Genomic DNA, 20,239 nt, shown 5'->3' on the forward strand with positions numbered 1-20,239 from the left:
TGCGCCCGCGTTTTTTTAATTAAAAAAAAACTTTTCTCGCCAGGCTGAAATTTGGTGACTTATGTCACATAAGCGTCATCAACAGCGGGTTCATTCTCCCCGATGCGGCCAACCCACGATTTTGTCCGGCAAAGTTTGGCTTCTGAATCCAGCCAGCCAGCCGGTCAGGCAATCGTTTGTATTGCTGCTGGCGTTTTTTTTGATATTTTGACTGCTGGCTGACTGCGTTCAGTCCTCGTTGAATTCTGAATAGGGTTGGGAAATGGCAAAGGTTTCACTGGAAAAAGACAAGATTAAGTTCCTGCTGGTGGAAGGTGTCCACCAGAGCGCGCTGGACAATCTTCGTGCTGCAGGTTACACCAATATTGAATTCCACAAAGGCGCACTGGATAGCGAGTCATTAAAGGCTTCCATCCGTGACGCGCACTTTATCGGTATCCGTTCCCGTTCCCAACTGACTGAAGAGATTTTTGCCGCAGCAGAAAAACTGGTCGCTGTGGGCTGTTTCTGTATCGGTACCAACCAGGTTGATTTAAATGCGGCGGCAAAGCGCGGTATTCCCGTTTTTAACGCCCCGTTCTCTAACACGCGCTCGGTCGCCGAACTGGTGATTGGCGAAATGCTGCTGATGCTGCGTGGCGTGCCAGAAGCGAACGCCAAAGCCCATCGCGGTGTCTGGAATAAGATTGCTAAAGGCTCATTCGAAGCGCGCGGTAAGAAGCTGGGCATTATCGGCTATGGTCACATTGGTATGCAGTTAGGCGTGCTGGCCGAGGGCCTGGGCATGCACGTGTATTTTTATGATATTGAAAATAAACTGCCGCTGGGTAATGCCTCGCAGGTGCGAAGCCTGACGCAGTTGCTGAATATGAGCGATGTCGTCAGTCTGCATGTGCCTGAAACCGCCTCGACACAAAATATGATCTCTGCTGACGAGCTGGCGCAGATGAAACCTGGCGCGCTGTTAATCAACGCCTCACGCGGCACCGTCGTGGATATTCCGGCACTGTGTGACGCGCTGGCCAGCAAGCAGGTCGGGGGCGCGGCCATTGACGTGTTCCCGGTTGAGCCAGCCACAAACAGCGATCCGTTTGTCTCGCCACTGAGTGAGTTCGATAATGTCATTCTGACGCCACACATCGGGGGTTCCACCGAAGAAGCGCAGGAAAACATTGGTATCGAAGTGGCAGGCAAACTGGCGAAATATTCCGATAACGGTTCAACGCTGTCTGCAGTGAACTTCCCTGAAGTGTCCTTGCCGATGCACGGCGTCAGCGCAAGCCGTCTGCTGCACATTCATGAAAACCGTCCGGGTGTGCTGACCGCAATTAACCAGATTTTTGCCGAACAGGGCATCAATATCGCCGCGCAGTACCTGCAAACCTCACCCATGATGGGGTATGTGGTGATTGATATCGATGCCGAGCACGAACTGGCAGAGAAAGCGCTGCAGCTGATGAAGGCTATCCCTGGAACTATCCGCGCCCGTCTCCTCTACTGATTTATCAAAATAATAAACCCAGGCGCACAACAGTGCCTGGGTTTATTCTTCCCACAACCACAACGTTGACGGCGTCAGCACGGCGGGCAAAGGAATATCCCAGGCCGCCACAGGCAGCGAATCGACCAACTGGCAGTCGTGCGCGATGCCAACCGGTAAAAAAGCGTGCTGTTTCCAGTTTTGTAACGTGCGGTCGTAAAAACCGCCCCCCATGCCCAGACGCTGACCACTGCGATCAAAGGCCACCAGCGGCACCATCATCACATCCAGTTCGTCCAGCGTAACCATATGCCGGATATCGAGTGGCGGTTCAGGAATACGTAGCTTGTTCGGGCTCAACGGCGTTTCTGGCTTATAGCGCAGAAAAAGCAGATGACCGGCAGAGAAGGGATGAAGCACAGGAAGATAAACGCGTTTGTTCTGCTGCCATAATTTTGCGATAAGCGGACGCGTATTAATTTCCCCATCGACGGATAAGAACAGCGCGACGTTTTGGGCGTCGGAGACAGGCGCAAAGTTAATCGCGTGTTCCGCAAGCTGTTCGGCGGCAGTATGTTGCTGTTCCGGGGTTAAGGCGCGACGTAAATGACGAACATGCTGACGAATGTCCTGTCGCTGAAGTAAAGAGGATTCTGACATGGTGTCCCCCAGAAGAAGTCGCCTGAGCGACGCACTATATCATGTCTGGTGGGGGATAATGCAGTACAACCAGAAAGGAGATCTCCGAGATGCCGCCGTAGGCTGTAACCCTTGAACCCTTGGTTCAAGGTGAACATGCCGTCGCAACCATCAGGCTTCTCGGACGGACCGAGCATGCTCACAGGTTGCGGAGCGTCACATTCTGTTGGTATGAAATATCGGCTCAGGGGACTGGCCCACTTGCAAACATCTCAGAGAAAATTGACTTCACCGTCAGTGTAGCACAGTGACCATGAAGTATTATTCGAACTTCGCATCCTGACGATCAGTTATGCGACCTTGCTCAACTAATGCCTGCTCTATCGTCTGCTGTAACATACGGATTCGTTGTTCCATATTAGCAGCATAGTCGCGCGTCTTGTTTTTTTCTTGTGCCAGTTCATGGCAAATGTTTAACGCGGCAATGAACACCAGTTGCTCTGTATTGGTGACTCTAGTGCGAACTTTTAAATCTTGCAACCGTTGATTGAGATCTTCCGCCGCCGCGTTCAGCGCATCTTGCTGTTCAGGCGGACAATTTACTCTCAAAGAACGACCAAAAATTTGTAAATCTACCGGTTGTGCAGACATGCCACCTTCCTGACTGATTACCTGGCTCGCCATTCCCTTAGCCTTCAATGGCCTGGGAGGCGGGCAACTATATAGACCTGAGAAATAAGATACAACCCCTTTTCTGGAAACCTTGAGGCAGCTAGTGGTAGCATACCACGAACTCTTACAGCCAACGACGATGAAAAATGATGTCTTCACAGAACGCAACCCCTGATTACAATGCGCTGGCGGCGGCGCTCTCACAGCACGGCGTCGGAATGACACCTGCCGAAATGCACGGATTACTCAGCGGTATTCTGTGTGGCGGTAATCAGGATACCAGCTGGAAAACGCTGGTCCACGATCTCGCGAATGAAGGCATGGCTTTTTCGCACACGCTGGCCCAGCCGCTGCAGGATTTGCATGCAAATATTACGACGGCGCTTGAAGAAGATGGCTTTCTCTTTCAACTGATGCTGCCCGACGATGATGACATCACCGTGTTTGATCGGGCGGACGCCCTGGCTGGCTGGGTAAACCATTTTTTACTCGGCCTGGGCGTAACTCAGCCTAAACTGGATAAGGTCACCGGCGAAACCGGCGAGGCCATTGATGATCTGCGTACTATCGCGCAGCTTGGCTATGACGAAGACGAAGATCAGGAAGAGCTGGAGCAGTCGCTGGAGGAGGTGATCGAGTACGTCCGCGTCGCGGCGCTACTTTGTCACGATACGTTCACGCGCCCGCAGCCAACCGCACCTGAAGTACAGAAGCCAACGTTACACTAAGCCAGATATCTCAGTTCAACAGGGAGTGCAGACATGATTTCACTGGAGACCTTCCAGCAGCGTCGTCAGGCGCTGTTAGCGAAAATGGTTCCGGGCAGCGCAGCGTTAATTTTTGCGGCGCCTGAAGTAACGCGCAGTAACGACAGCGAATATCCGTTTCGTCAAAACAGTGATTTCTGGTACTTCACAGGTTTTAATGAGCCTGAAGCCTTACTGGTGCTGATCAAAAGTGATGAGAACCACAACCACAGTGTGCTGTTTAATCGTGTCCGCGACCTGACCGCAGAAATCTGGTTTGGTCGCCGTCTGGGCCAGGAGGCGGCACCGGCAAAACTGGGTGTGGATCGCGCACTGCCCTGGAACGATATCGGTGAGCAGCTTCATCTTTTGTTGAACGGTCTGGATGAGGTTTATCACGCGCAAGGGTTATATCCTGAGGCTGACAAGCTGGTGTTCAGTGCGCTGGATAAACTACGTCGCGGTTTCCGCCAGAACCTGAGCGCCCCTGCCAGCCTGACAGACTGGCGTCCCTGGGTGCATGAGATGCGCCTGTTCAAAAGTCCGGAAGAAATCGCCATTCTGCGCCGTGCAGGTGAGATCAGTGCGCTGGCCCATACGCGCGCTATGCAGGCCTGTCGCCCCGGCCTGTACGAATACCATCTGGAAGGCGAAATTCATCATGAGTTTAACCGCCACGGTGCGCGTTTTCCCTCCTACAACACCATCGTCGGTTCCGGTGAAAATGGATGTATTCTGCACTATACCGAGAATGAATGTGAGCTGCGGGATGGCGACCTGGTGCTGATTGATGCGGGATGTGAATGGCAGGGGTACGCAGGCGATATTACCCGCACCTTCCCGGTAAACGGTAAATTCTCACCCGCTCAACGTGCTGTCTACAACATCGTGCTGAAATCGTTAGAGACGGCATTATCCCGTTTCCGGCCTGGCGTCAGTATTCGCGAGGTGAATGATGAGGTGGTGCACATCATGGTGACCGGTCTGGTTGAACTGGGCGTGTTGCAGGGCGAGGTTGACGCGTTAATTGCTGAAGACGCGCATCGCAAATTCTTTATGCATGGCCTGAGCCACTGGCTGGGGCTGGATGTCCATGATGTGGGGCACTACGGCACGCCAAGCCGGGATCGCATTCTGGAACCGGGCATGGTCATTACTATTGAACCAGGCTTATACATTGCCCCCGATGCCGACGTGCCGGTGGAATACCGCGGTATCGGCATTCGCATTGAGGATGACATTGTGATCACTGAAACAGGTAACGAGAATCTCACTGACAGCGTGGTGAAAGATCCGGATGCTATTGAGGCGCTGATGGCGGCGGCACGCGCAGGATGACCGTCCTCATCGCGGGTGGCGGAATGACCGGTGCCACGCTGGCGCTGGCTATTTCGCACCTGACACAGGGCGCGCTGCCCGTCACGCTGATCGAAAGCAGCGAACCTGCCAGCCGCGCGCATCCAGGTTATGACGGCCGTGCCATTGCGCTGTCTGCCGGCACCTGTCAGCAACTGGCCAATATTAATCTCTGGCAGCGCATTGCCCCCTGCGCAACGCCGATCACGACGATCCATGTTTCCGATCGGGGTCATGCGGGTTTTGTCTCACTGACGGCCAGCGACTATGCGATTCCCGCGCTGGGCCAGGTCGTCGAATTGTTCGACGTAGGCCAGCGTTTATTCGCGCAGCTTAAACAGGCTCCCGGCGTCACCCTGCGCTGTCCGGCACGGGTCACCAATGTGAACCGTACTCAGGCGCACGTGAAGGTCACGCTGGATAATGATGAACAGCTGGACGCTGATGTGCTGGTGGCGGCTGATGGCACGCGTTCGGCTGTCGCGGCAGCCTGCGGTATTCAGTGGCAAACCGAAACTTATCAGCAACTGGCACTCATTGCGAATGTCACCAGCGAGATACCGCACCAGGGGCGGGCCTTTGAACGGTTTACTGCGTTCGGCCCGCTCGCCCTGCTGCCGATGTCTGACAACCGTCTGTCGCTGGTGTGGTGTCATTCATTGGATAAGCGCCCGCAGCTTGAGCGCTGGGACGACGAGACGTTTCTCAGCGAACTTCAGCACGCGTTCGGCTGGCGACTGGGGAAATTTACCCACACCGGTAAACGCGATATCTATCCGCTGGCATTGCAACAGGCCGAACCGGTCGTTTCACATCGTGTTGCCACCGTGGGCAACGCAGCCCAGACGCTGCACCCTATTGCCGGGCAGGGATTTAACCTGGGCCTGAGGGATGTCATGTCCTTAGCCGAAACCCTGGCCACCGCGCACCGGCAGCAACAGGACCCTGGCAGCTATGCTGTCATGCAGCATTACCGCCAGCGTCGCCAACAGGATCGGGCCACGACCATCGGTCTCACCGACGGTCTGGTGCGCCTGTTTGCCAACCGCCATGCACCGCTGGTCGTCGGGCGCAACCTTGGCCTGCTGGCAATGGATCATCTGCCGTTGCTGAGAAATCTTCTGGCCGAGCGCACGCTTGGCTGGGTTAAGCGTTAACTGAGAGGCACTGATGCAAACTTATGATGTGGTGATCGCCGGTGGCGGTATGGTAGGACTGGCCGTGGCCTGCGGTCTGCAGGGCAGTGGCTTGCGTATCGCCGTACTCGAACAAGCGCCCGAGCCGCAATTTGATGCCACCGCTTCTCCGTCTGTCCGCGTATCGGCTATCAATGCGGCCAGTGAACGTCTTTTACAAAAACTGGATGTCTGGTCGACGATCCTGTCGCTCAGAGCCAGCCCTTATCAGGCCATGGAAGTCTGGGATCGTGACAGCTTCGGTGCTATCTCATTTGACGGTGAGCAGCAGGGCTTAACCCATCTCGGGCACATTATCGAAAACCCGGTGATTCACTGCGCCTTATGGCAGCGAGCCAGGCAGTGCAGTGACGTGACGTTGCTGCCGTCGTCACATCTTCAGCAGGTGGCATTTGGCGATAACGAAGCCTTCATTACGCTACAGGATGGCGGCATGATGAGCGCACGGCTGATGGTTGCCGCAGACGGTGCCAATTCCTGGCTGCGCAACAAAGCCGATATTCCGCTGACTTTCTGGGATTATGAACACCATGCCCTGGTGGCGAACATCCGTACCTCCATGCCACATGATGGCGTCGCGCGTCAGGTATTCCATGGGGATGGCATTCTGGCGTTTCTGCCGATGCAGGATCCGCATCTGTGCTCCATCGTCTGGTCGCTGTCGCCCCAGGAAGCCACCCGGCTGGAAACGATGCCTGAGGCGCTCTTTAATCAACAGTTGTCGGTGGCGTTTGATATGCGCCTTGGCCTGTGCGAACTGGAAGGCGAACGGAAGGCATTCCCCCTCACGGCACGCTATGCGCGCAGCTTTGCTGCACATCGCCTGGCGCTGGTGGGCGATGCTGCGCATACCATTCATCCGCTGGCCGGGCAGGGTGTCAATCTCGGTTTTATGGATGCCGCAGAGTTGATTGGTGAAGTTCGCCGCCTGCATCAGCAGGGCAAAGATATCGGGCAGCACCTCTATCTGCGCCGCTATGAACGCAGCCGTAAACACAGTGCCGCCATGATGCTCGCGGGCATGCAGGGATTTCGTGAGCTGTTTGCGGGCAATAATCCGGCTAAAAAGCTGCTTCGCGATGTCGGGCTAAAATTGGCCGATAATTTACCGGGCGTGAAACCTGTCATGTTGCGGCAGGCGATGGGCCTGAACGACATTCCCGCCTGGCTTCGCTGACGCGAATCCCTTTCTTAAAGCCAGCGTAATTGCTGGCTTTTTTATTTTAAAAAAGGACTGCACCGTAAAAATGCAGTCCTGCACCGTTGCAGCGCCTCATTTGATTTATTCTAATTTTGCGTGATGTTTCGCATTACTTATTTTTATTCGACGCCATTTTTGCTTCGCTATTTTTTTAACATCTTGCGTGTCGGTACGAATAAAATGGCTGTAAAAAAATGAATAGGTCGTATTTGTTGTGTGTCTAATCACAAAATTACAGTCTTTTGTCCTGCTTTTTCTTTTGCGCGATTAGGCTGTGCGTCTGCGTTCGACCTCGCTTTGCTTATGGTTAATCGACCCGTTCAGTGGTAACGTCATTGCAAAGAGAACGTTTGCGTCGGCTCCCGGCGGCGTGGTTTCAAACTTACTTGTTTCAGCACAGGATAGTTATGACTCAGCACACACCTCTGTTTGACCAGCATCAGGAAAACGGTGCGCGTATGGTGGATTTCCATGGCTGGATGATGCCGCTGCACTATGGCTCCCAACTGGATGAACATCATGCTGTTCGCAACGACGCAGGCATGTTTGATGTTTCGCACATGACCATCGTCGATCTGCACGGTGCACGTACGCGTGAGTTTTTGCGTTTTCTGCTGGCAAACGATGTCGCGAGGCTGACGCAACCCGGCAAAGCGCTTTACACCGGCATGCTGAATGCGTCGGGCGGCGTGATTGATGATCTGATCGTGTATTTCATGGATGAGACGTTTTTCCGCCTGGTCGTGAACTCTGCGACGCGTGAAAAGGATCTGGCATGGATCAATGAGCATGCACAGGGTTATGGCGTGGAAGTCCGCGAGCGTGACGATCTGGCGATGATCGCCGTGCAGGGCCCACAGGCCCAGCAAAAAGCACAAACGCTCTTCAGTGATGCACAGCGTCAGGCTGTACAAGGTATGAAGCCGTTCTTTGGTATCCAGGCCGGGGAGCTGTTTATCGCCACCACCGGTTATACCGGCGAAGCGGGTTACGAGATCGCGCTACCTGCGGCGCAGGCCGTTACATTCTGGCAGCGCCTGCTCGCCGCGGGCGTCAAACCCGCCGGGCTGGGCGCACGCGATACATTGCGTCTGGAAGCGGGCATGAATCTTTACGGTCAGGAAATGGATGAAAGCGTTTCACCGCTGGCCGCCAACATGGGCTGGACCCTGTGCTGGGAACCGGCGGACCGCAATTTTATCGGGCGCGAAGCACTGGAAAGTCAGCGCGAAAAAGGCACTGAAAAACTGGTTGGCCTGATCCTGACAGAAAAAGGCGTACTGCGTAACGGCCTGCCCGTGCGTTTTACGGATAGTCAGGGGCAGATGCAGCAGGGCATTATTACCAGCGGATCTTTCTCACCAACGTTGGGTTACAGCATTGCGCTGGCCCGCGTGCCTGCGGGCATTGGCGGAGACGCTATTGTTGAAATCCGCAACCGTGAAATGCCCGTAAAAGTGACTAAACCCGTTTTCGTTCGCGCCGGCAAGCCGGTTGCGCAGTAAAACATAATTACAGGAGAAAGGGCGATGAGCAATGTGCCAGCTGAGTTGAAATACCGCGACAGTCATGAATGGCTGCGCAAAAATGCGGATGGATCTTACACCGTCGGCATCACCGAACACGCGCAGGAATTACTGGGCGATATGGTCTTTGTGGACCTGCCAGAAGTAGGGGCGACGTTCGCTGCCGGCGAAGAGTGCGCCGTCGCCGAATCCGTAAAAGCGGCTTCCGATATCTATTCTCCTGTCAGTGGCGAAATTATCGCCGTGAACGACGCGCTGAATGATTCCCCAGAGCTGGTTAACAGCGAGCCTTATCAGGACGGCTGGTTATTCCAGATCAAAGCCAGCGATGAGTCAGAACTAGACTCACTGCTGGACGCGGATGCCTACAAAGCATCTATTGACGAGTAATCGTTGCGCGGCCTCCAGATGAGGCCGCCGATATCTGACCAGCACTCTCTGTTCCCCAGCCCGATTCAGGATTTACAGCTCATGACTCAGACTCTCAGCCAGCTTGAACACAACGGTGCGTTTATTGAGCGCCATATTGGTCCGTCGCCAGAACAACAGGCCGTTATGCTGGAGGCGATTGGTGCCAGCTCTCTGGCGTCGTTGATTGGTTCTATTGTTCCCGCCGACATTCAGTTGCCCGGTCCGCCCGCCGTTGGCGATGCGGCAACTGAACAGCAGGCGCTGGCAGAGTTAAAAGCGATTGCCGCGCAAAACCTGCGCTACAAATCCTGGATCGGCATGGGATACAGTGCGGTGATAACGCCGCCCGTTATCCTGCGGAACATGCTGGAAAATCCGGGCTGGTACACGGCTTACACGCCGTATCAGCCCGAAGTTTCTCAAGGGCGCCTGGAGGCGCTGCTAAACTTCCAGCAGGTCACCATTGATCTGACCGGCATGGATATCGCGTCCGCTTCACTGCTGGATGAAGCCACCGCGGCGGCCGAAGCGATGGCGATGGCAAAACGCATCAGCAAACTGAAAAATGCCAACCGGTTCTTTATCGCTGATGATATCCATCCGCAAACGCTGGATGTGGTACGGACCCGCGCCGAAACCTTTGGTTTTGAACTGATTATCGACAGCGCGGAGAAAGCCCTGGAGCACGATAATCTGTTTGGTGTCCTGCTTCAGCAGGTAGGCACCACGGGCGAGGTACACGATTACACCAGCCTGATTGCCGAGCTGAAAACCCGTAAAGTAGTCGTCAGCGTGGCCTCGGATTTTATGGCCCTGGTGTTACTTGAATCGCCGGGCAAGCAGGGCGCGGATATTGTGTTCGGTTCCGCTCAGCGCTTTGGTGTACCAATGGGCTATGGCGGTCCTCATGCGGCCTTCTTTGCCAGCCGTGATGAACACAAGCGTTCTATGCCTGGCCGTATTATCGGTGTCTCACGCGACGCCGCTGGCAACACCGCGTTGCGTATGGCGATGCAAACTCGCGAGCAACATATCCGTCGGGAAAAAGCCAACTCCAATATCTGTACCTCTCAGGTGCTGCTGGCCAATATCGCAGGACTGTATGCCGTGTTCCACGGGCCTGTTGGGCTGAAACGTATCGCTTCACGTATTCACCGCTTCACCGATATCCTGGCTGCCGGACTACAACGTGGCGGGCTGAAGCTGCGTCATCACCACTGGTTCGACACGCTGACAGTGGACGTGACCGATAAAGCCGCCGTGTTAAACCGTGCGCTGAGTTTCGGCGTTAACCTGCGTAGTGATATTCATAACGCTGTCGGTATCACGCTGGATGAAACCACATGTCGTGAAGACGTTGCGACATTGTTCGCCATCCTGCTGGGCGATGATCATGGTCTGGATATCGATCAACTTGATAGCCAGGTTGCGGCAGACAGCCAGTCAATCCCTGCAAGCCAGCAGCGCGTCAGCGACATCCTCTCTCACCCTGTGTTCAATCGTCATCACAGTGAGACCGAGATGATGCGCTATATGCACAGCCTGGAGAAAAAAGATCTGGCTCTCAACCAGGCGATGATTCCGCTGGGGTCATGCACGATGAAGCTTAACGCTGCCGCAGAGATGATTCCCATCACCTGGCCTGAATTTGCCGAAATGCATCCGTTCTGCCCGGCAGAACAGGCGGGCGGCTACCTGCAAATGATTGGCCAGCTTTCCCAGTGGCTGGTTCAGCTTACCGGTTACGATGCGCTCTGCATGCAGCCGAACTCCGGTGCACAGGGGGAATACGCGGGGCTGTTAGCGATTCGTCGTTACCATGAAAGCCGTGGTGAAAGTGAACGTCATCTTTGCCTGATTCCCAGCTCAGCACACGGGACCAATCCGGCCTCAGCCCAGATGGCGGGCATGGATGTGGTGGTCGTGGCCTGTGACAAACAGGGTAATATCGATCTGGGCGACCTGCGCGAAAAAGCCGCACAGGCGGGCGATAAACTGTCATGCATCATGGTGACCTACCCATCCACGCACGGCGTGTATGAAGAGACTATTCGTGAAGTGTGCCAGATCGTGCATCAGTACGGCGGCCAGGTGTACCTGGACGGTGCGAACATGAATGCCCAGGTGGGTATTACGACGCCGGGTTATATTGGCGCTGACGTTTCGCACCTTAACCTGCACAAAACTTTCTGTATTCCGCACGGCGGCGGCGGCCCGGGCATGGGACCTATTGGCGTGAAAGCGCATCTGGCACCGTTTGTACCCGGTCACAGCGTGGTGCAGATTGATGGTGTGCTGACACAGCAGGGGGCTGTCTCTGCTGCACCGTTTGGCAGTGCTTCCATTTTACCAATCAGCTGGATGTACATCCGCATGATGGGCGCGGAAGGGCTCAAGCAGGCCAGTTCGGTGGCGATTCTCAATGCCAACTACATCGCCAGCCGTCTGAAATCAGCTTATCCGATTCTGTATACCGGGCGCGATGGTCGTGTGGCGCACGAATGTATTCTGGATATTCGTCCGCTGAAAGAGCAGACCGGGATCAGTGAACTGGATATTGCAAAACGCCTCATCGACTACGGTTTCCATGCGCCAACCATGTCATTCCCGGTCGCGGGCACGCTGATGGTAGAACCTACCGAATCGGAAGGCAAACTGGAGCTGGACCGCTTTATTGATGCCATGCTGGCGATCCGTATGGAAATTGGGCGGGTGGAAAAGGGCGAGTGGCCAATGGATGATAATCCGCTGGTTAACGCGCCTCACACACAAATGGAAGTGACTGGCGAATGGACGCATCCTTACAGCCGCGAGCTGGCCGTTTTCCCGGCAGGCAGCCACAATAAATACTGGCCAACAGTGAAGCGCCTGGATGATGTTTTTGGTGACCGCAACCTGTTCTGCTCATGTGTACCGATGAGCGACTATGCCTGAGTCGGGTTAACACAACTGTTTTGAGGGCCGGTTTTCGGCCCTTTTTTATGGAGGCTCAGATGAAACTCGCGCTTGTTACTGGCGGTAGTCGCGGCATTGGCCGTGCGACCGCCGTTTTACTGGCGACACGGGGCTACCGTGTGGCCGTGAATTATCGCACGCGCGAAAGTGAAGCGCAGCGGGTGGTGGATGAGATTGTGCGTAACGGCGGAGAAGCCTTTAGCGTACAGGCCGATATCAGTGACGAGGCGCAGGTCATGGCGCTGTTTCAACGGCTGGATCAGGAGAACCTGCCGCTCTCGCTGCTGGTAAATAACGCCGGTATCCTGTTTCAGCAATGCCGTCTTGAGCAACTGGATGCGGCGCGCATTCAACAGGTTTTTGCCACAAATGTCACGGGTACCTTCCTCTGCTGTCGTGAAGCCGTCCGGCGCATGGGAACGCACCTGGGAGGACTGGGCGGCAGTATCGTGAACGTTTCCTCCGCGGCAGCCCGTACGGGTTCTCCCGGTGAATATGTCGACTATGCCGCATCGAAGGGCGCGATGGATACGCTGACGAAAGGTCTGTCACTGGAGGTCGCGCAACAGGGGATTCGTGTCAATGGTGTGCGGCCCGGTCTGATCTACACCGGGATGCATGCCGATGGCGGGGAGCCCGGCCGCGTCGACCGACTGGCGAGCGGCGTTCCGATGGGACGTGGTGGACATGCCGAAGAAATTGCAGAAGTGGTGGTCTGGCTGGCCAGCGATGCGGCCTCTTACATCACCGGCAGCATCATTGATGCCGCCGGCGGGCGGTAAATTCATGCCGCAGCGTGACGCTGCGGCAGCCGACTTACAGCTTTTCACCGTTACTGGCGATAACCTGCTGATACCAGGCAAAGCTTTTCTTTTTCGCGCGTGAGAAATCACCGCTGCCATCGTCGTTTTTGTTAACGTGAATGAAACCGTAGCGCTTGTCGTACTGGCCGGTCGTAAAGGATACACAATCGATGCAGCCCCACGGCGTATATCCCATCAGATCCACACCATCATGAATGACGGCTTTTTTCATCTCTGCGATATGCGCCGCCAGATACGCAATGCGGTAATCATCTTCGATCACGCCCTGCGCATTCGGTTTGTCGATCGCGCCAAAGCCGTTTTCCACAATAAACAGCGGCTTCTGGTAGCGTTCGTACAGATCGTTCAGCACATAACGCAGGCCAACGGGATCGATCTGCCAGCCCCAGTCTGAGGCGCTGACATGCGGGTTTTTGACCACTCCGTCAAAACCGGTAATGGGGTCGTCAACACCGCTGGCGCTGTGCTGCACGGCATTACTCATGTAATAGCTGAAACCGATGTAATCGGCACAGCCCTGACGCAGGGTATCTGCATCCTCTGGTTGCATCTCAATCTGGTAGCCTTTGCGTTCCCACTCTTTCAGCGCGTAGGCAGGGTAGTAACCGCGCATTTGTACATCGCTAAAGACATAGCGTTGATGCATCGCTTCTTTAGCCAGCATGACATCGTCAGGATGGCAGGAGAACGGATAAACCGGCACCATGGCGATCATGCAGCCAATTTTGAAGTCCGGGTTGATCTCGTGTCCGCGCTTCACCACCCGGGCACTGGCAACGAACTGATGGTGCATGACCTGATACATCGCCTGTTCAGGTTTTTCATGGTCGGTGAAAATAACGCCGGAACAGCAGTAGCCAAACAGCGGATATTGCCAGTTACGTTGGTTGTTAATTTCGTTAAAGGTCATCCAGTATTTAACTTTATTTTTGTATCGTTCCAGCACGACTTCACTGAAACGCACAAAGAAATCGACGACTTTACGGTTATGCCAGCCGCCATACTCTTTTACCAGGTGGTAGGGCATTTCAAAATGGGAAAGGGTGATTACTGGTTCGATGCCATATTTCAGTAATTCATCAAACAGGTCATCATAAAACTGCAGGCCGGCTTCGTTAGGTTGCTGCTCATCGCCATTAGGGAATATACGCGTCCACGCAATCGAGGTACGGAAGCATTTAAATCCCATCTCCGCAAATAACGCAATATCCTGCTTGTAGTGTGAGTAAAACTCGACGGCCTGATGATTAGGGTAAAATTTTCCGGGCTGAACGCCATCGGTAATGACACGATCCACGCCGTGTGCACCCCCTGTCAGCACGTCAGCGATGCTAATACCTTTTCCAACCTGATCCCACCCGCCTTCAACCTGGTGAGCCGCGACGGCACCGCCCCACAAAAATGTGTCTGGTAAGCTCATTACCCACTCTCCAATACAGATAAAATTGGGCTGAGTGTAGCAAAGCACTTTATAAAGTCACGGTATAACACCGTGCGAAAAAAGGGATTTGTCACAGCTAAAAAACGCTGTGTTTTACTGGCTTAACCGTCGGCCAAGTGATTCGATAATATAAATCGCCGGTACCTGAGTGGTAATATCGCAGTTATCCGCCAGGCGGATAACCGGGACGTGATAGGAAACCGTAAAGTCGCTCATTTTTGCCAGCGAACAGTTTTCACTGTTGGTGACCGCAATAATTTTGCATTTATTCAGGCTAAACTGGCTGGCGATACGCAGTACTTCTTCTGTTTCGCCCGAGACAGAAAGGATGATCGCCAGGGCATTTTCATACAGGCTCGGACTGACGGGATAATAAGGATCATCAATAGCATGACTGAATTTCCCCACATTCGAAAAAAAACGTGCACCGTATTTTCCCAGGCTCCCTGATGTGCCCACACCAATAAAAAATACCCGCTCAGCCTGCCTGATCATCGCGGCTGCCTGGGTGATGACCTGCTCAAATTCAGCATTATTGATGCTTTTAAAAAAACTCAGCATATCGGCCGGGCCAGAGACCGGTAAAGCTGGGGCCGTGTGTTCCTGGGCCAGCCGCAGACGGATACGAAACTCAGACCAGCCTTCACAGTGCATTTTGCGACAGAAACGCAGCACGGTGGTAGTTGACACGGCGGCCTGCTCCGCCAGTTCACGAATGGTCATGTAACTGACACTTTCACGATGTCTGATGATGTACTGATAAACCTGCAATTCCAGATCGTTGAGCGTGGCAAGATCGTGATGCGCGAACATGAAAAAATCACCAGATAGTTGACCAGTCAGCATTTTAACAGAATTTGAACCGGCGTTGACCGCATTAATTAATTTAAGCTTACACTTGTACACTGAAAGTTTTTCTGATTAATTTGTCTGGTGATTAATCTGCAATGGCTCTCACTTTTCAGGCAGGAAGGTTATGACGCATAAACATTTTTCCACGCAGGGCTATCCACTGGCAGAGGAAATTGCCAACAGTATCAGTCACGGGCTGGGTTGCCTCTTTGGAATCGTTGGGTTAGTGCTGCTACTGGTTAAGGCAACAGCGATCCATGCGGATGTCACCACCATTGTCAGCTCAAGCCTGTATGGCGGCAGCATGATCGTGCTGTTTCTGGCGTCCACGCTTTATCACGCTGTCAGTCATCCACGCGCCAAACGCGTGCTGAAAAAAGTGGATCACTGCGCCATTTATCTGTTGATTGCGGGCACTTATACGCCGTTTTTGATGACAGGGCTGCAGTCACCGCTGGCTCACGCATTAATGGCGGTCATCTGGGGACTGGCGCTGCTGGGCATCCTGTTTAAACTGACGATCGCTGAACGCTATAAGGTGCTGTCACTGGTCACGTATCTTTGTATGGGATGGCTGTCGCTGGTGGTGGTCTATCAACTGGCGATGAAACTGTCGCCGGGGGGAATCTGGCTGTTGGCGCTGGGAGGCATCATCTATTCCCTGGGGGTGATCTTTTATGTGGCGCGCCGCGTGCCGTTTAATCACGCCATCTGGCACGGTTTCGTGTTAGGCGGCTGCATCTGTCATTTCTGCGCCATTTATTTCTACGTCATGTAGAAACAGGGCGGGAGAGGTTCCCGCCCCGACACTCAGTTTTCGTCCAGCGAATAAGGCAAAGGCTGAATAGTGAGTTTGCCTCCTTCATCCCCTTCGACGCGCAATACGCTGTCTGGCTCCAGATCGTTATTCATCACGACCTGCACCCAGGTCACGCCATCATCAAGCTGCACGGCGGCGAGAACGGTACCTGTGCGACGCCAGCGTTCACCCATCTGCAATTCCAGCGAGTCGTTTGCGGCAGGCAGATGGCTGGCCTGGCCTGACAGCCAGTACAGGGCGCGCTTATTGGCGCCACGGTATTTCGCGCGGGCCACCATCTCCTGCCCGGTGTAGCAGCCTTTTTTGAAGCTGATCGCGTCCAGTGCCTGCAAATTAGTCGCCTGGGGAATAAACTGCGCGCTGGTCGCAGGTTCAATCACCGGAATACCGGCTTCAATGTCCAGGGCCAGCCACTGTGTGCTGTCTGTTAACTGAGCATCCTCGGCCAGCTTCTGTTTCAGTGCTTCTGCCTCAGCAAGCGAGGTGACCAGTAAAAAGCGCTCTGCGGGCTGGGCAAACCACAGCAGGGTGGTTTCGCCCTGTTGCACCACGGGAGTGGTACTGTCAGGAAGGGCTTCAAACCGGTCGGCCAGCGCCGCCCGAGCCTGGAAACCGGCAACGCCCAGTAACACCACATCGTCATCGGCGGCCAGCGTCACTTTAGAGAATACGGCGTATTTTTTTAGCTCTGGCAACTGAGTATCACGCAGTGCCCGGCGCACTAAATAGGCATAACCTTCGCCGCGGTGAAACAGACGCAGATTGCTCCACATTTTGCCTTTCGCATCGCAGTGGGCGGCGGGCAGATGATGGGCGGCATCTAGCGCGGCGACATCCAGCGTCAACTGACCCTGCAAATAGGACGTACTGTCCGGGCCCACTACAGACACCAGAGCCCAGGTATCCAGAGACATTAACGTGAGCGGCAGACGCGATGAGGCCGCAGGTTGACGTGGGGGAAGCGTAAATGTTGGCATTGATAAATCCTGAGTATGAAGGTTCATCCGGAACAATATCTTCAATGGTAAAAGAGCAGACTGGCATTGCAACCTGTTTACTGAACAGGGCGCACAAAACGCGTGATGAACGCCAGCAAAAGCGTCATCCTGCGGCGTTGTGCACATGACGAAGTCTGGAGCCTGCAGCCGCTGTTAATCCAGGTTACACTAGTCGCCACGATGTGAAACAGGAAAACTGATGCATGGATATTCATGATAAATCGCGCGTTCAATGGGCCTGCCGTCGTGGCATGCTGGAACTGGATGTCGCTATTATGCCGTTCTTCAAGTACGAATATGACACGTTAAACGATACCGACAAGCAGGTTTTCATTGCCCTGCTGAAAAGTGACGATCCGGACCTTTTCAACTGGATGATGAACCACGGCGAGCCAGCCGATCCCGAGCTGAAACGCATGGTGAAGCTTATTCAGCAGCGTAATCGTGAACGCGGCCCGGTGGCAATGTAACCTTCATCCCTCGTTGCAGGCGCGCACAATCCTTGCCCTGACGCTGGTGGTAACGCTAGCCGGCGTCGGGCTGATGCCCTTGTCTGCGGCAGAGTGGGTGATAAAGCCGGTGCTGTTCGCCCTCATCGTGTGGGAAGGATGGCGGCAGGACAGGCGCTTGTGTCTGCGCTGTGGAGCGCTACGACGCGACAGTGCCCGTGACTGGCACTGGCAGGATGAACACTGGCAAACGCAGCAACCGCTTTACTGGTTACCTGGCGCGGTGTTGCTGGTCATGAAGAACCCTCAGGGCAGGATAACGCGGTTTTGGCTCATGCAGGATAATATGCAGCCTGCTGAATGGCGCGCCTTACGCGCCTGCTGTTTTCGCGACAGACAGCGCGCGCATTAACACCGACAGCCTAAAGTCGTTCGGCCGTTTCCGTCAGAATCTGCTCGCACCACTGCTCAACGCGCTCATCCGTCACGTCAAACTGATTGACGTCATCCAGCGCCAGCCCCACAAACTGTTTGCCATCCGCGCTAAGCGGTTTGGGGCTGGTAAATTCATAGCCATCCAGCGGCCAGTAGCCGACAAACTGCACGCCCATGGGTTGCAGCAGGTCGTGCAGCATACCCAGCGCGTCGAGAAACCATTCACCATAGCCAATCTGGTCGCCCATGCCGTAAAGCGCCACTATCTTGTTATGCAGATTGAGGGTGGGCAACTGCGGCCAGATGGCCTCCCAGTCTTCCTGTAGCTCGCCGAAGTCCCAGGTCGGAATGCCCAAAATCAGCAGGTCGTACTCTTCCATCAGACGCGGATCGTCATCTTTCACGTTGTGCAACGTCACTAACTCGTCGCCAATAAAATCCCGAATCTTCTCCGCTACGATTTCGGTGTAGCAGGTACTGGAACCGTAAAAAAGACCAATTTTCATGCAGATAGTGCTCTGTTAATCCAGACTTTGGCGTAATTGTATCAGAAGCAGGGGTGAATCAGGCATAATGAGCACGATTTCAGACTGAACGGCGGGGAAAACGTGCAAGACAGCGAACTGACAGAACAGTTTCTTGACGCGCTGTGGATTGAGCGCAATCTGGCGCAAAATACCTTGTCCTCCTATCGACAGGATCTGCAAACGCTCACCGGCTGGCTGGCACATCACGGCCTGACGCTGGTGTCATTAAGCCCGCAGGATCTGCAACAGTTTCTCGCAGAGCGACTGGAAGGCGGCTATAAGGCCACCAGCTCAGCGCGTCTGCTAAGCGCTATGCGCCGCCTGTTTCAGTACCTGTACCGAGAAAAGATCCGTGTGGACGATCCCAGCGCCCAACTGGCCGCGCCAAAGCTGCCCCAGCGGCTGCCCAAAGATCTGAGCGAGGCACAGGTCGAGCGTTTACTGCAGGCTCCGGATGTCAACGTGCCGCTGGAACTGCGCGATAAAGCCATGCTGGAATTATTGTATGCCACCGGGCTGCGTGTTTCGGAGCTGGTGGGATTAACCCTGAACGACGTCAGCCTGCGTCAGGGCGTGGTGCGGGTGATCGGTAAGGGCAATAAAGAGCGCCTGGTGCCATTAGGTGAAGAGGCGGTTTACTGGCTGGAATATTATATGGAACATGGTCGTCCGTGGTTGCTCAACGGGCAAACGCTGGATGTGTTCTTCCCCAGTAGCCGCGCGCAGCAAATGACGCGGCAGACGTTCTGGCACCGAATCAAGCACTACGCCACGCTGGCAGGCATTGACAGCGAAAAGCTGTCGCCCCATGTGCTGCGCCACGCCTTTGCCACACATTTGCTGAACCACGGAGCAGACTTGCGTGTCGTACAGATGTTACTGGGACACAGCGATCTCTCCACGACCCAGATTTATACTCACGTCGCCACGGAACGTCTGCGACTGTTACATCAACAGCATCATCCGCGTGCATGACCGACGGATATAAGGAAAACAATGAACAAACATGTTGCCACGCTGGCGCTGCTGGTCAGCGCCTTTTCCGGTTTAACCCACGCTGATGACAGCGCTATTCAGCTTTCCCTGAAAAAACTGGGTTTACACCAGACCGAGATTCAGCCGTCTCCGCTGCCAGGCTTCAAAACCGTGCTCAGCGAAAGCGGCGTCCTGTATGTGACCGATGATGGTAAACACATGATCCAGGGTCCCCTTTATGATGTCAGCGGCACGCAACCGGTGAACGTGACCAATACGCTGCTGGATAAAAAGGTCGACGCGCTGGTTCCGGAGATGATCATCTATAAAGCGCCAAAAGAGCAGCATGTGGTCACGGTGTTCACGGACATTACCTGTGGCTATTGTCACAAGCTGCACGAGCAGATGGCCGATTACAATGCGCTGGGCATCACGGTTCGTTATCTTGCTTTCCCACGCGAAGGGATGAACGGCAACGTCGCCAGCGCCATGAAAGCGGTCTGGTGCAGCGCCGATCGTAACAAAGCCTTCGATGACGCGATGAAAGGTGATGCGCCGAAGATGGAGGCGCCTGCGTCATGCAAAACTGACATTGGTCAGCAGTATAAACTCGGCATTCTGTTCGGCATTCAGGGCACGCCCGCCATTCTGACCGATAGCGGAATGATGATCCCGGGCTACCAAAGCCCTCAGGAACTCAAACAGGTACTGGATAATCAAAAGCGTGGTGGTTAAG

At 54.5% G+C, this 20,239-nt stretch carries 20 protein-coding genes and 1 other RNA gene; 14 read left to right on the plus strand and 7 right to left on the minus strand.

Annotated elements, in window-relative coordinates:
• Nucleotides 1–262: 262 nt before the first annotated feature.
• The gene (gene serA / locus C1N58_RS01130; protein WP_006120831.1) at nucleotides 263–1,501 is read left to right on the plus strand and encodes a phosphoglycerate dehydrogenase; all 1,239 of its coding nucleotides are present in this window, start codon (nucleotides 263–265) and stop codon (nucleotides 1,499–1,501) included.
• A gap of 42 nt (nucleotides 1,502–1,543) precedes the next feature.
• Here serA and C1N58_RS01135 read toward each other — a convergent pair whose 3' ends face one another.
• The 3 genes from C1N58_RS01135 to zapA form a co-directional block, all read right to left on the minus strand.
• On the minus strand, nucleotides 1,544–2,140 hold the full coding sequence (locus tag C1N58_RS01135; RefSeq protein ID WP_394564506.1) for a 5-formyltetrahydrofolate cyclo-ligase: 597 nt from the start codon (nucleotides 2,138–2,140) through the stop codon (nucleotides 1,544–1,546).
• A 77-nt stretch (nucleotides 2,141–2,217) separates the two neighbouring features.
• A non-coding RNA gene (gene ssrS / locus C1N58_RS01140) (6S RNA) lies at nucleotides 2,218–2,401 on the minus strand.
• Nucleotides 2,402–2,440: 39 nt separating this feature from the next.
• Nucleotides 2,441–2,770 (minus strand): cell division protein ZapA, encoded by a 330-nt coding sequence (zapA, locus tag C1N58_RS01145; RefSeq protein ID WP_006120829.1) that lies wholly within the window; start codon nucleotides 2,768–2,770, stop codon nucleotides 2,441–2,443.
• Between the two features lie 170 nt (nucleotides 2,771–2,940).
• Between zapA and C1N58_RS01150 the strand changes: the two genes are divergently transcribed.
• The 8 genes from C1N58_RS01150 (at nucleotide 2,941) to C1N58_RS01185 (ending at nucleotide 12,964) form a co-directional block, all read left to right on the plus strand.
• Nucleotides 2,941–3,519, plus strand: coding sequence for a YecA/YgfB family protein (locus C1N58_RS01150; RefSeq protein WP_006120828.1), 579 nt, complete (start codon nucleotides 2,941–2,943; stop codon nucleotides 3,517–3,519).
• Between the two features lie 33 nt (nucleotides 3,520–3,552).
• Nucleotides 3,553–4,875: a Xaa-Pro aminopeptidase gene (gene pepP, locus C1N58_RS01155; protein WP_080752861.1), complete on the plus strand. Its 1,323-nt coding sequence runs from the start codon at nucleotides 3,553–3,555 to the stop codon at nucleotides 4,873–4,875.
• The gene (gene ubiH / locus C1N58_RS01160; RefSeq protein ID WP_054633206.1) at nucleotides 4,872–6,050 is read left to right on the plus strand and encodes a 2-octaprenyl-6-methoxyphenyl hydroxylase; all 1,179 of its coding nucleotides are present in this window, start codon (nucleotides 4,872–4,874) and stop codon (nucleotides 6,048–6,050) included. The genes pepP and ubiH overlap by 4 nt, the downstream gene beginning before the upstream one ends.
• Nucleotides 6,051–6,063: 13 nt before the next feature.
• Nucleotides 6,064–7,266 carry an FAD-dependent 2-octaprenylphenol hydroxylase gene (gene ubiI / locus C1N58_RS01165; RefSeq protein ID WP_006120825.1) on the plus strand — a complete coding sequence of 401 codons (1,203 nt, stop codon included), beginning with the start codon at nucleotides 6,064–6,066 and terminating at the stop codon, nucleotides 7,264–7,266.
• A 431-nt stretch (nucleotides 7,267–7,697) separates the two neighbouring features.
• The gene (gcvT, locus tag C1N58_RS01170) at nucleotides 7,698–8,795 is read left to right on the plus strand and encodes a glycine cleavage system aminomethyltransferase GcvT (protein WP_054633207.1); all 1,098 of its coding nucleotides are present in this window, start codon (nucleotides 7,698–7,700) and stop codon (nucleotides 8,793–8,795) included.
• A 24-nt stretch (nucleotides 8,796–8,819) separates the two neighbouring features.
• Nucleotides 8,820–9,206, plus strand: coding sequence for a glycine cleavage system protein GcvH (gcvH, locus tag C1N58_RS01175; protein ID WP_033739626.1), 387 nt, complete (start codon nucleotides 8,820–8,822; stop codon nucleotides 9,204–9,206).
• 81 nt (nucleotides 9,207–9,287) lie between these two features.
• Entirely contained in the window at nucleotides 9,288–12,161 is a 2,874-nt protein-coding gene (gene gcvP, locus C1N58_RS01180; protein WP_054633208.1) for an aminomethyl-transferring glycine dehydrogenase, read from the plus strand.
• Nucleotides 12,162–12,220: 59 nt separating this feature from the next.
• A complete protein-coding gene (locus tag C1N58_RS01185) occupies nucleotides 12,221–12,964 on the plus strand; it encodes an SDR family oxidoreductase (RefSeq protein ID WP_054633209.1) in 744 nt (247 codons plus the stop codon).
• A 34-nt stretch (nucleotides 12,965–12,998) separates the two neighbouring features.
• Here the strand turns inward: C1N58_RS01185 and C1N58_RS01190 are convergent, their stop codons facing one another.
• On the minus strand, nucleotides 12,999–14,426 hold the full coding sequence (locus tag C1N58_RS01190) for a 6-phospho-beta-glucosidase (RefSeq protein ID WP_054633210.1): 1,428 nt from the start codon (nucleotides 14,424–14,426) through the stop codon (nucleotides 12,999–13,001).
• A gap of 114 nt (nucleotides 14,427–14,540) precedes the next feature.
• A complete protein-coding gene (locus tag C1N58_RS01195; RefSeq protein WP_033739684.1) occupies nucleotides 14,541–15,260 on the minus strand; it encodes a MurR/RpiR family transcriptional regulator in 720 nt (239 codons plus the stop codon).
• 163 nt (nucleotides 15,261–15,423) lie between these two features.
• Here C1N58_RS01195 and C1N58_RS01200 point away from each other — a divergent pair, with 163 nt between their 5' ends.
• Complete coding sequence (locus tag C1N58_RS01200; RefSeq protein WP_033739618.1) at nucleotides 15,424–16,077, plus strand: PAQR family membrane homeostasis protein TrhA; 654 nt, start codon at nucleotides 15,424–15,426, stop codon at nucleotides 16,075–16,077.
• Nucleotides 16,078–16,109: 32 nt separating this feature from the next.
• Here C1N58_RS01200 and ygfZ read toward each other — a convergent pair whose 3' ends face one another.
• Nucleotides 16,110–17,096, minus strand: coding sequence for a tRNA-modifying protein YgfZ (ygfZ, locus tag C1N58_RS01205; RefSeq protein WP_033739617.1), 987 nt, complete (start codon nucleotides 17,094–17,096; stop codon nucleotides 16,110–16,112).
• Nucleotides 17,097–17,320: 224 nt separating this feature from the next.
• On the opposite strand from ygfZ, the gene sdhE reads away from it, so the two are divergent.
• Both sdhE and C1N58_RS01215 read left to right on the plus strand, forming a co-directional pair.
• Nucleotides 17,321–17,587, plus strand: coding sequence for an FAD assembly factor SdhE (gene sdhE, locus C1N58_RS01210; protein WP_006120816.1), 267 nt, complete (start codon nucleotides 17,321–17,323; stop codon nucleotides 17,585–17,587).
• Nucleotides 17,562–17,978: a protein YgfX gene (locus C1N58_RS01215; RefSeq protein WP_054633211.1), complete on the plus strand. Its 417-nt coding sequence runs from the start codon at nucleotides 17,562–17,564 to the stop codon at nucleotides 17,976–17,978. Before sdhE ends, C1N58_RS01215 begins: the two co-directional genes overlap by 26 nt.
• A 10-nt stretch (nucleotides 17,979–17,988) precedes the next feature.
• Here the strand turns inward: C1N58_RS01215 and fldB are convergent, their stop codons facing one another.
• On the minus strand, nucleotides 17,989–18,507 hold the full coding sequence (gene fldB, locus C1N58_RS01220) for a flavodoxin FldB (protein ID WP_006120814.1): 519 nt from the start codon (nucleotides 18,505–18,507) through the stop codon (nucleotides 17,989–17,991).
• A gap of 102 nt (nucleotides 18,508–18,609) precedes the next feature.
• Here fldB and xerD point away from each other — a divergent pair, with 102 nt between their 5' ends.
• Both xerD and dsbC read left to right on the plus strand, forming a co-directional pair.
• Nucleotides 18,610–19,503, plus strand: coding sequence for a site-specific tyrosine recombinase XerD (xerD, locus tag C1N58_RS01225; RefSeq protein WP_033739613.1), 894 nt, complete (start codon nucleotides 18,610–18,612; stop codon nucleotides 19,501–19,503).
• Between the two features lie 21 nt (nucleotides 19,504–19,524).
• Complete coding sequence (gene dsbC, locus C1N58_RS01230) at nucleotides 19,525–20,238, plus strand: bifunctional protein-disulfide isomerase/oxidoreductase DsbC (RefSeq protein WP_039338429.1); 714 nt, start codon at nucleotides 19,525–19,527, stop codon at nucleotides 20,236–20,238.
• The last annotated feature ends 1 nt before the right edge of the window (nucleotide 20,239 follow it).

Source organism: Pantoea sp. SGAir0180, from assembly GCF_043546245.1.

Bases quoted from the DNA above. Each gene is read 5' to 3' on its own strand.
- C1N58_RS01190 (WP_054633210.1), bottom strand. From the start codon at position 14,426: ATGAGCTTACCAGACACATTTTTGTGGGGCGGTGCCGTCGCGGCTCAC.
- gcvT (WP_054633207.1), top strand. From the start codon at position 7,698: ATGACTCAGCACACACCTCTGTTTGACCAGCATCAGGAAAACGGTGCG.
- ubiH (WP_054633206.1), top strand. From the start codon at position 4,872: ATGACCGTCCTCATCGCGGGTGGCGGAATGACCGGTGCCACGCTGGCG.
- sdhE (WP_006120816.1), top strand. From the start codon at position 17,321: ATGGATATTCATGATAAATCGCGCGTTCAATGGGCCTGCCGTCGTGGC.
- zapA (WP_006120829.1), bottom strand. From the start codon at position 2,770: ATGTCTGCACAACCGGTAGATTTACAAATTTTTGGTCGTTCTTTGAGA.
- C1N58_RS01200 (WP_033739618.1), top strand. From the start codon at position 15,424: ATGACGCATAAACATTTTTCCACGCAGGGCTATCCACTGGCAGAGGAA.
- ygfZ (WP_033739617.1), bottom strand. From the start codon at position 17,096: ATGCCAACATTTACGCTTCCCCCACGTCAACCTGCGGCCTCATCGCGT.
- gcvH (WP_033739626.1), top strand. From the start codon at position 8,820: ATGAGCAATGTGCCAGCTGAGTTGAAATACCGCGACAGTCATGAATGG.
- C1N58_RS01135 (WP_394564506.1), bottom strand. From the start codon at position 2,140: ATGTCAGAATCCTCTTTACTTCAGCGACAGGACATTCGTCAGCATGTT.
- C1N58_RS01195 (WP_033739684.1), bottom strand. From the start codon at position 15,260: ATGTTCGCGCATCACGATCTTGCCACGCTCAACGATCTGGAATTGCAG.
- dsbC (WP_039338429.1), top strand. From the start codon at position 19,525: ATGAACAAACATGTTGCCACGCTGGCGCTGCTGGTCAGCGCCTTTTCC.
- gcvP (WP_054633208.1), top strand. From the start codon at position 9,288: ATGACTCAGACTCTCAGCCAGCTTGAACACAACGGTGCGTTTATTGAG.
- pepP (WP_080752861.1), top strand. From the start codon at position 3,553: ATGATTTCACTGGAGACCTTCCAGCAGCGTCGTCAGGCGCTGTTAGCG.
- C1N58_RS01150 (WP_006120828.1), top strand. From the start codon at position 2,941: ATGTCTTCACAGAACGCAACCCCTGATTACAATGCGCTGGCGGCGGCG.
- C1N58_RS01185 (WP_054633209.1), top strand. From the start codon at position 12,221: ATGAAACTCGCGCTTGTTACTGGCGGTAGTCGCGGCATTGGCCGTGCG.
- ubiI (WP_006120825.1), top strand. From the start codon at position 6,064: ATGCAAACTTATGATGTGGTGATCGCCGGTGGCGGTATGGTAGGACTG.
- fldB (WP_006120814.1), bottom strand. From the start codon at position 18,507: ATGAAAATTGGTCTTTTTTACGGTTCCAGTACCTGCTACACCGAAATC.
- serA (WP_006120831.1), top strand. From the start codon at position 263: ATGGCAAAGGTTTCACTGGAAAAAGACAAGATTAAGTTCCTGCTGGTG.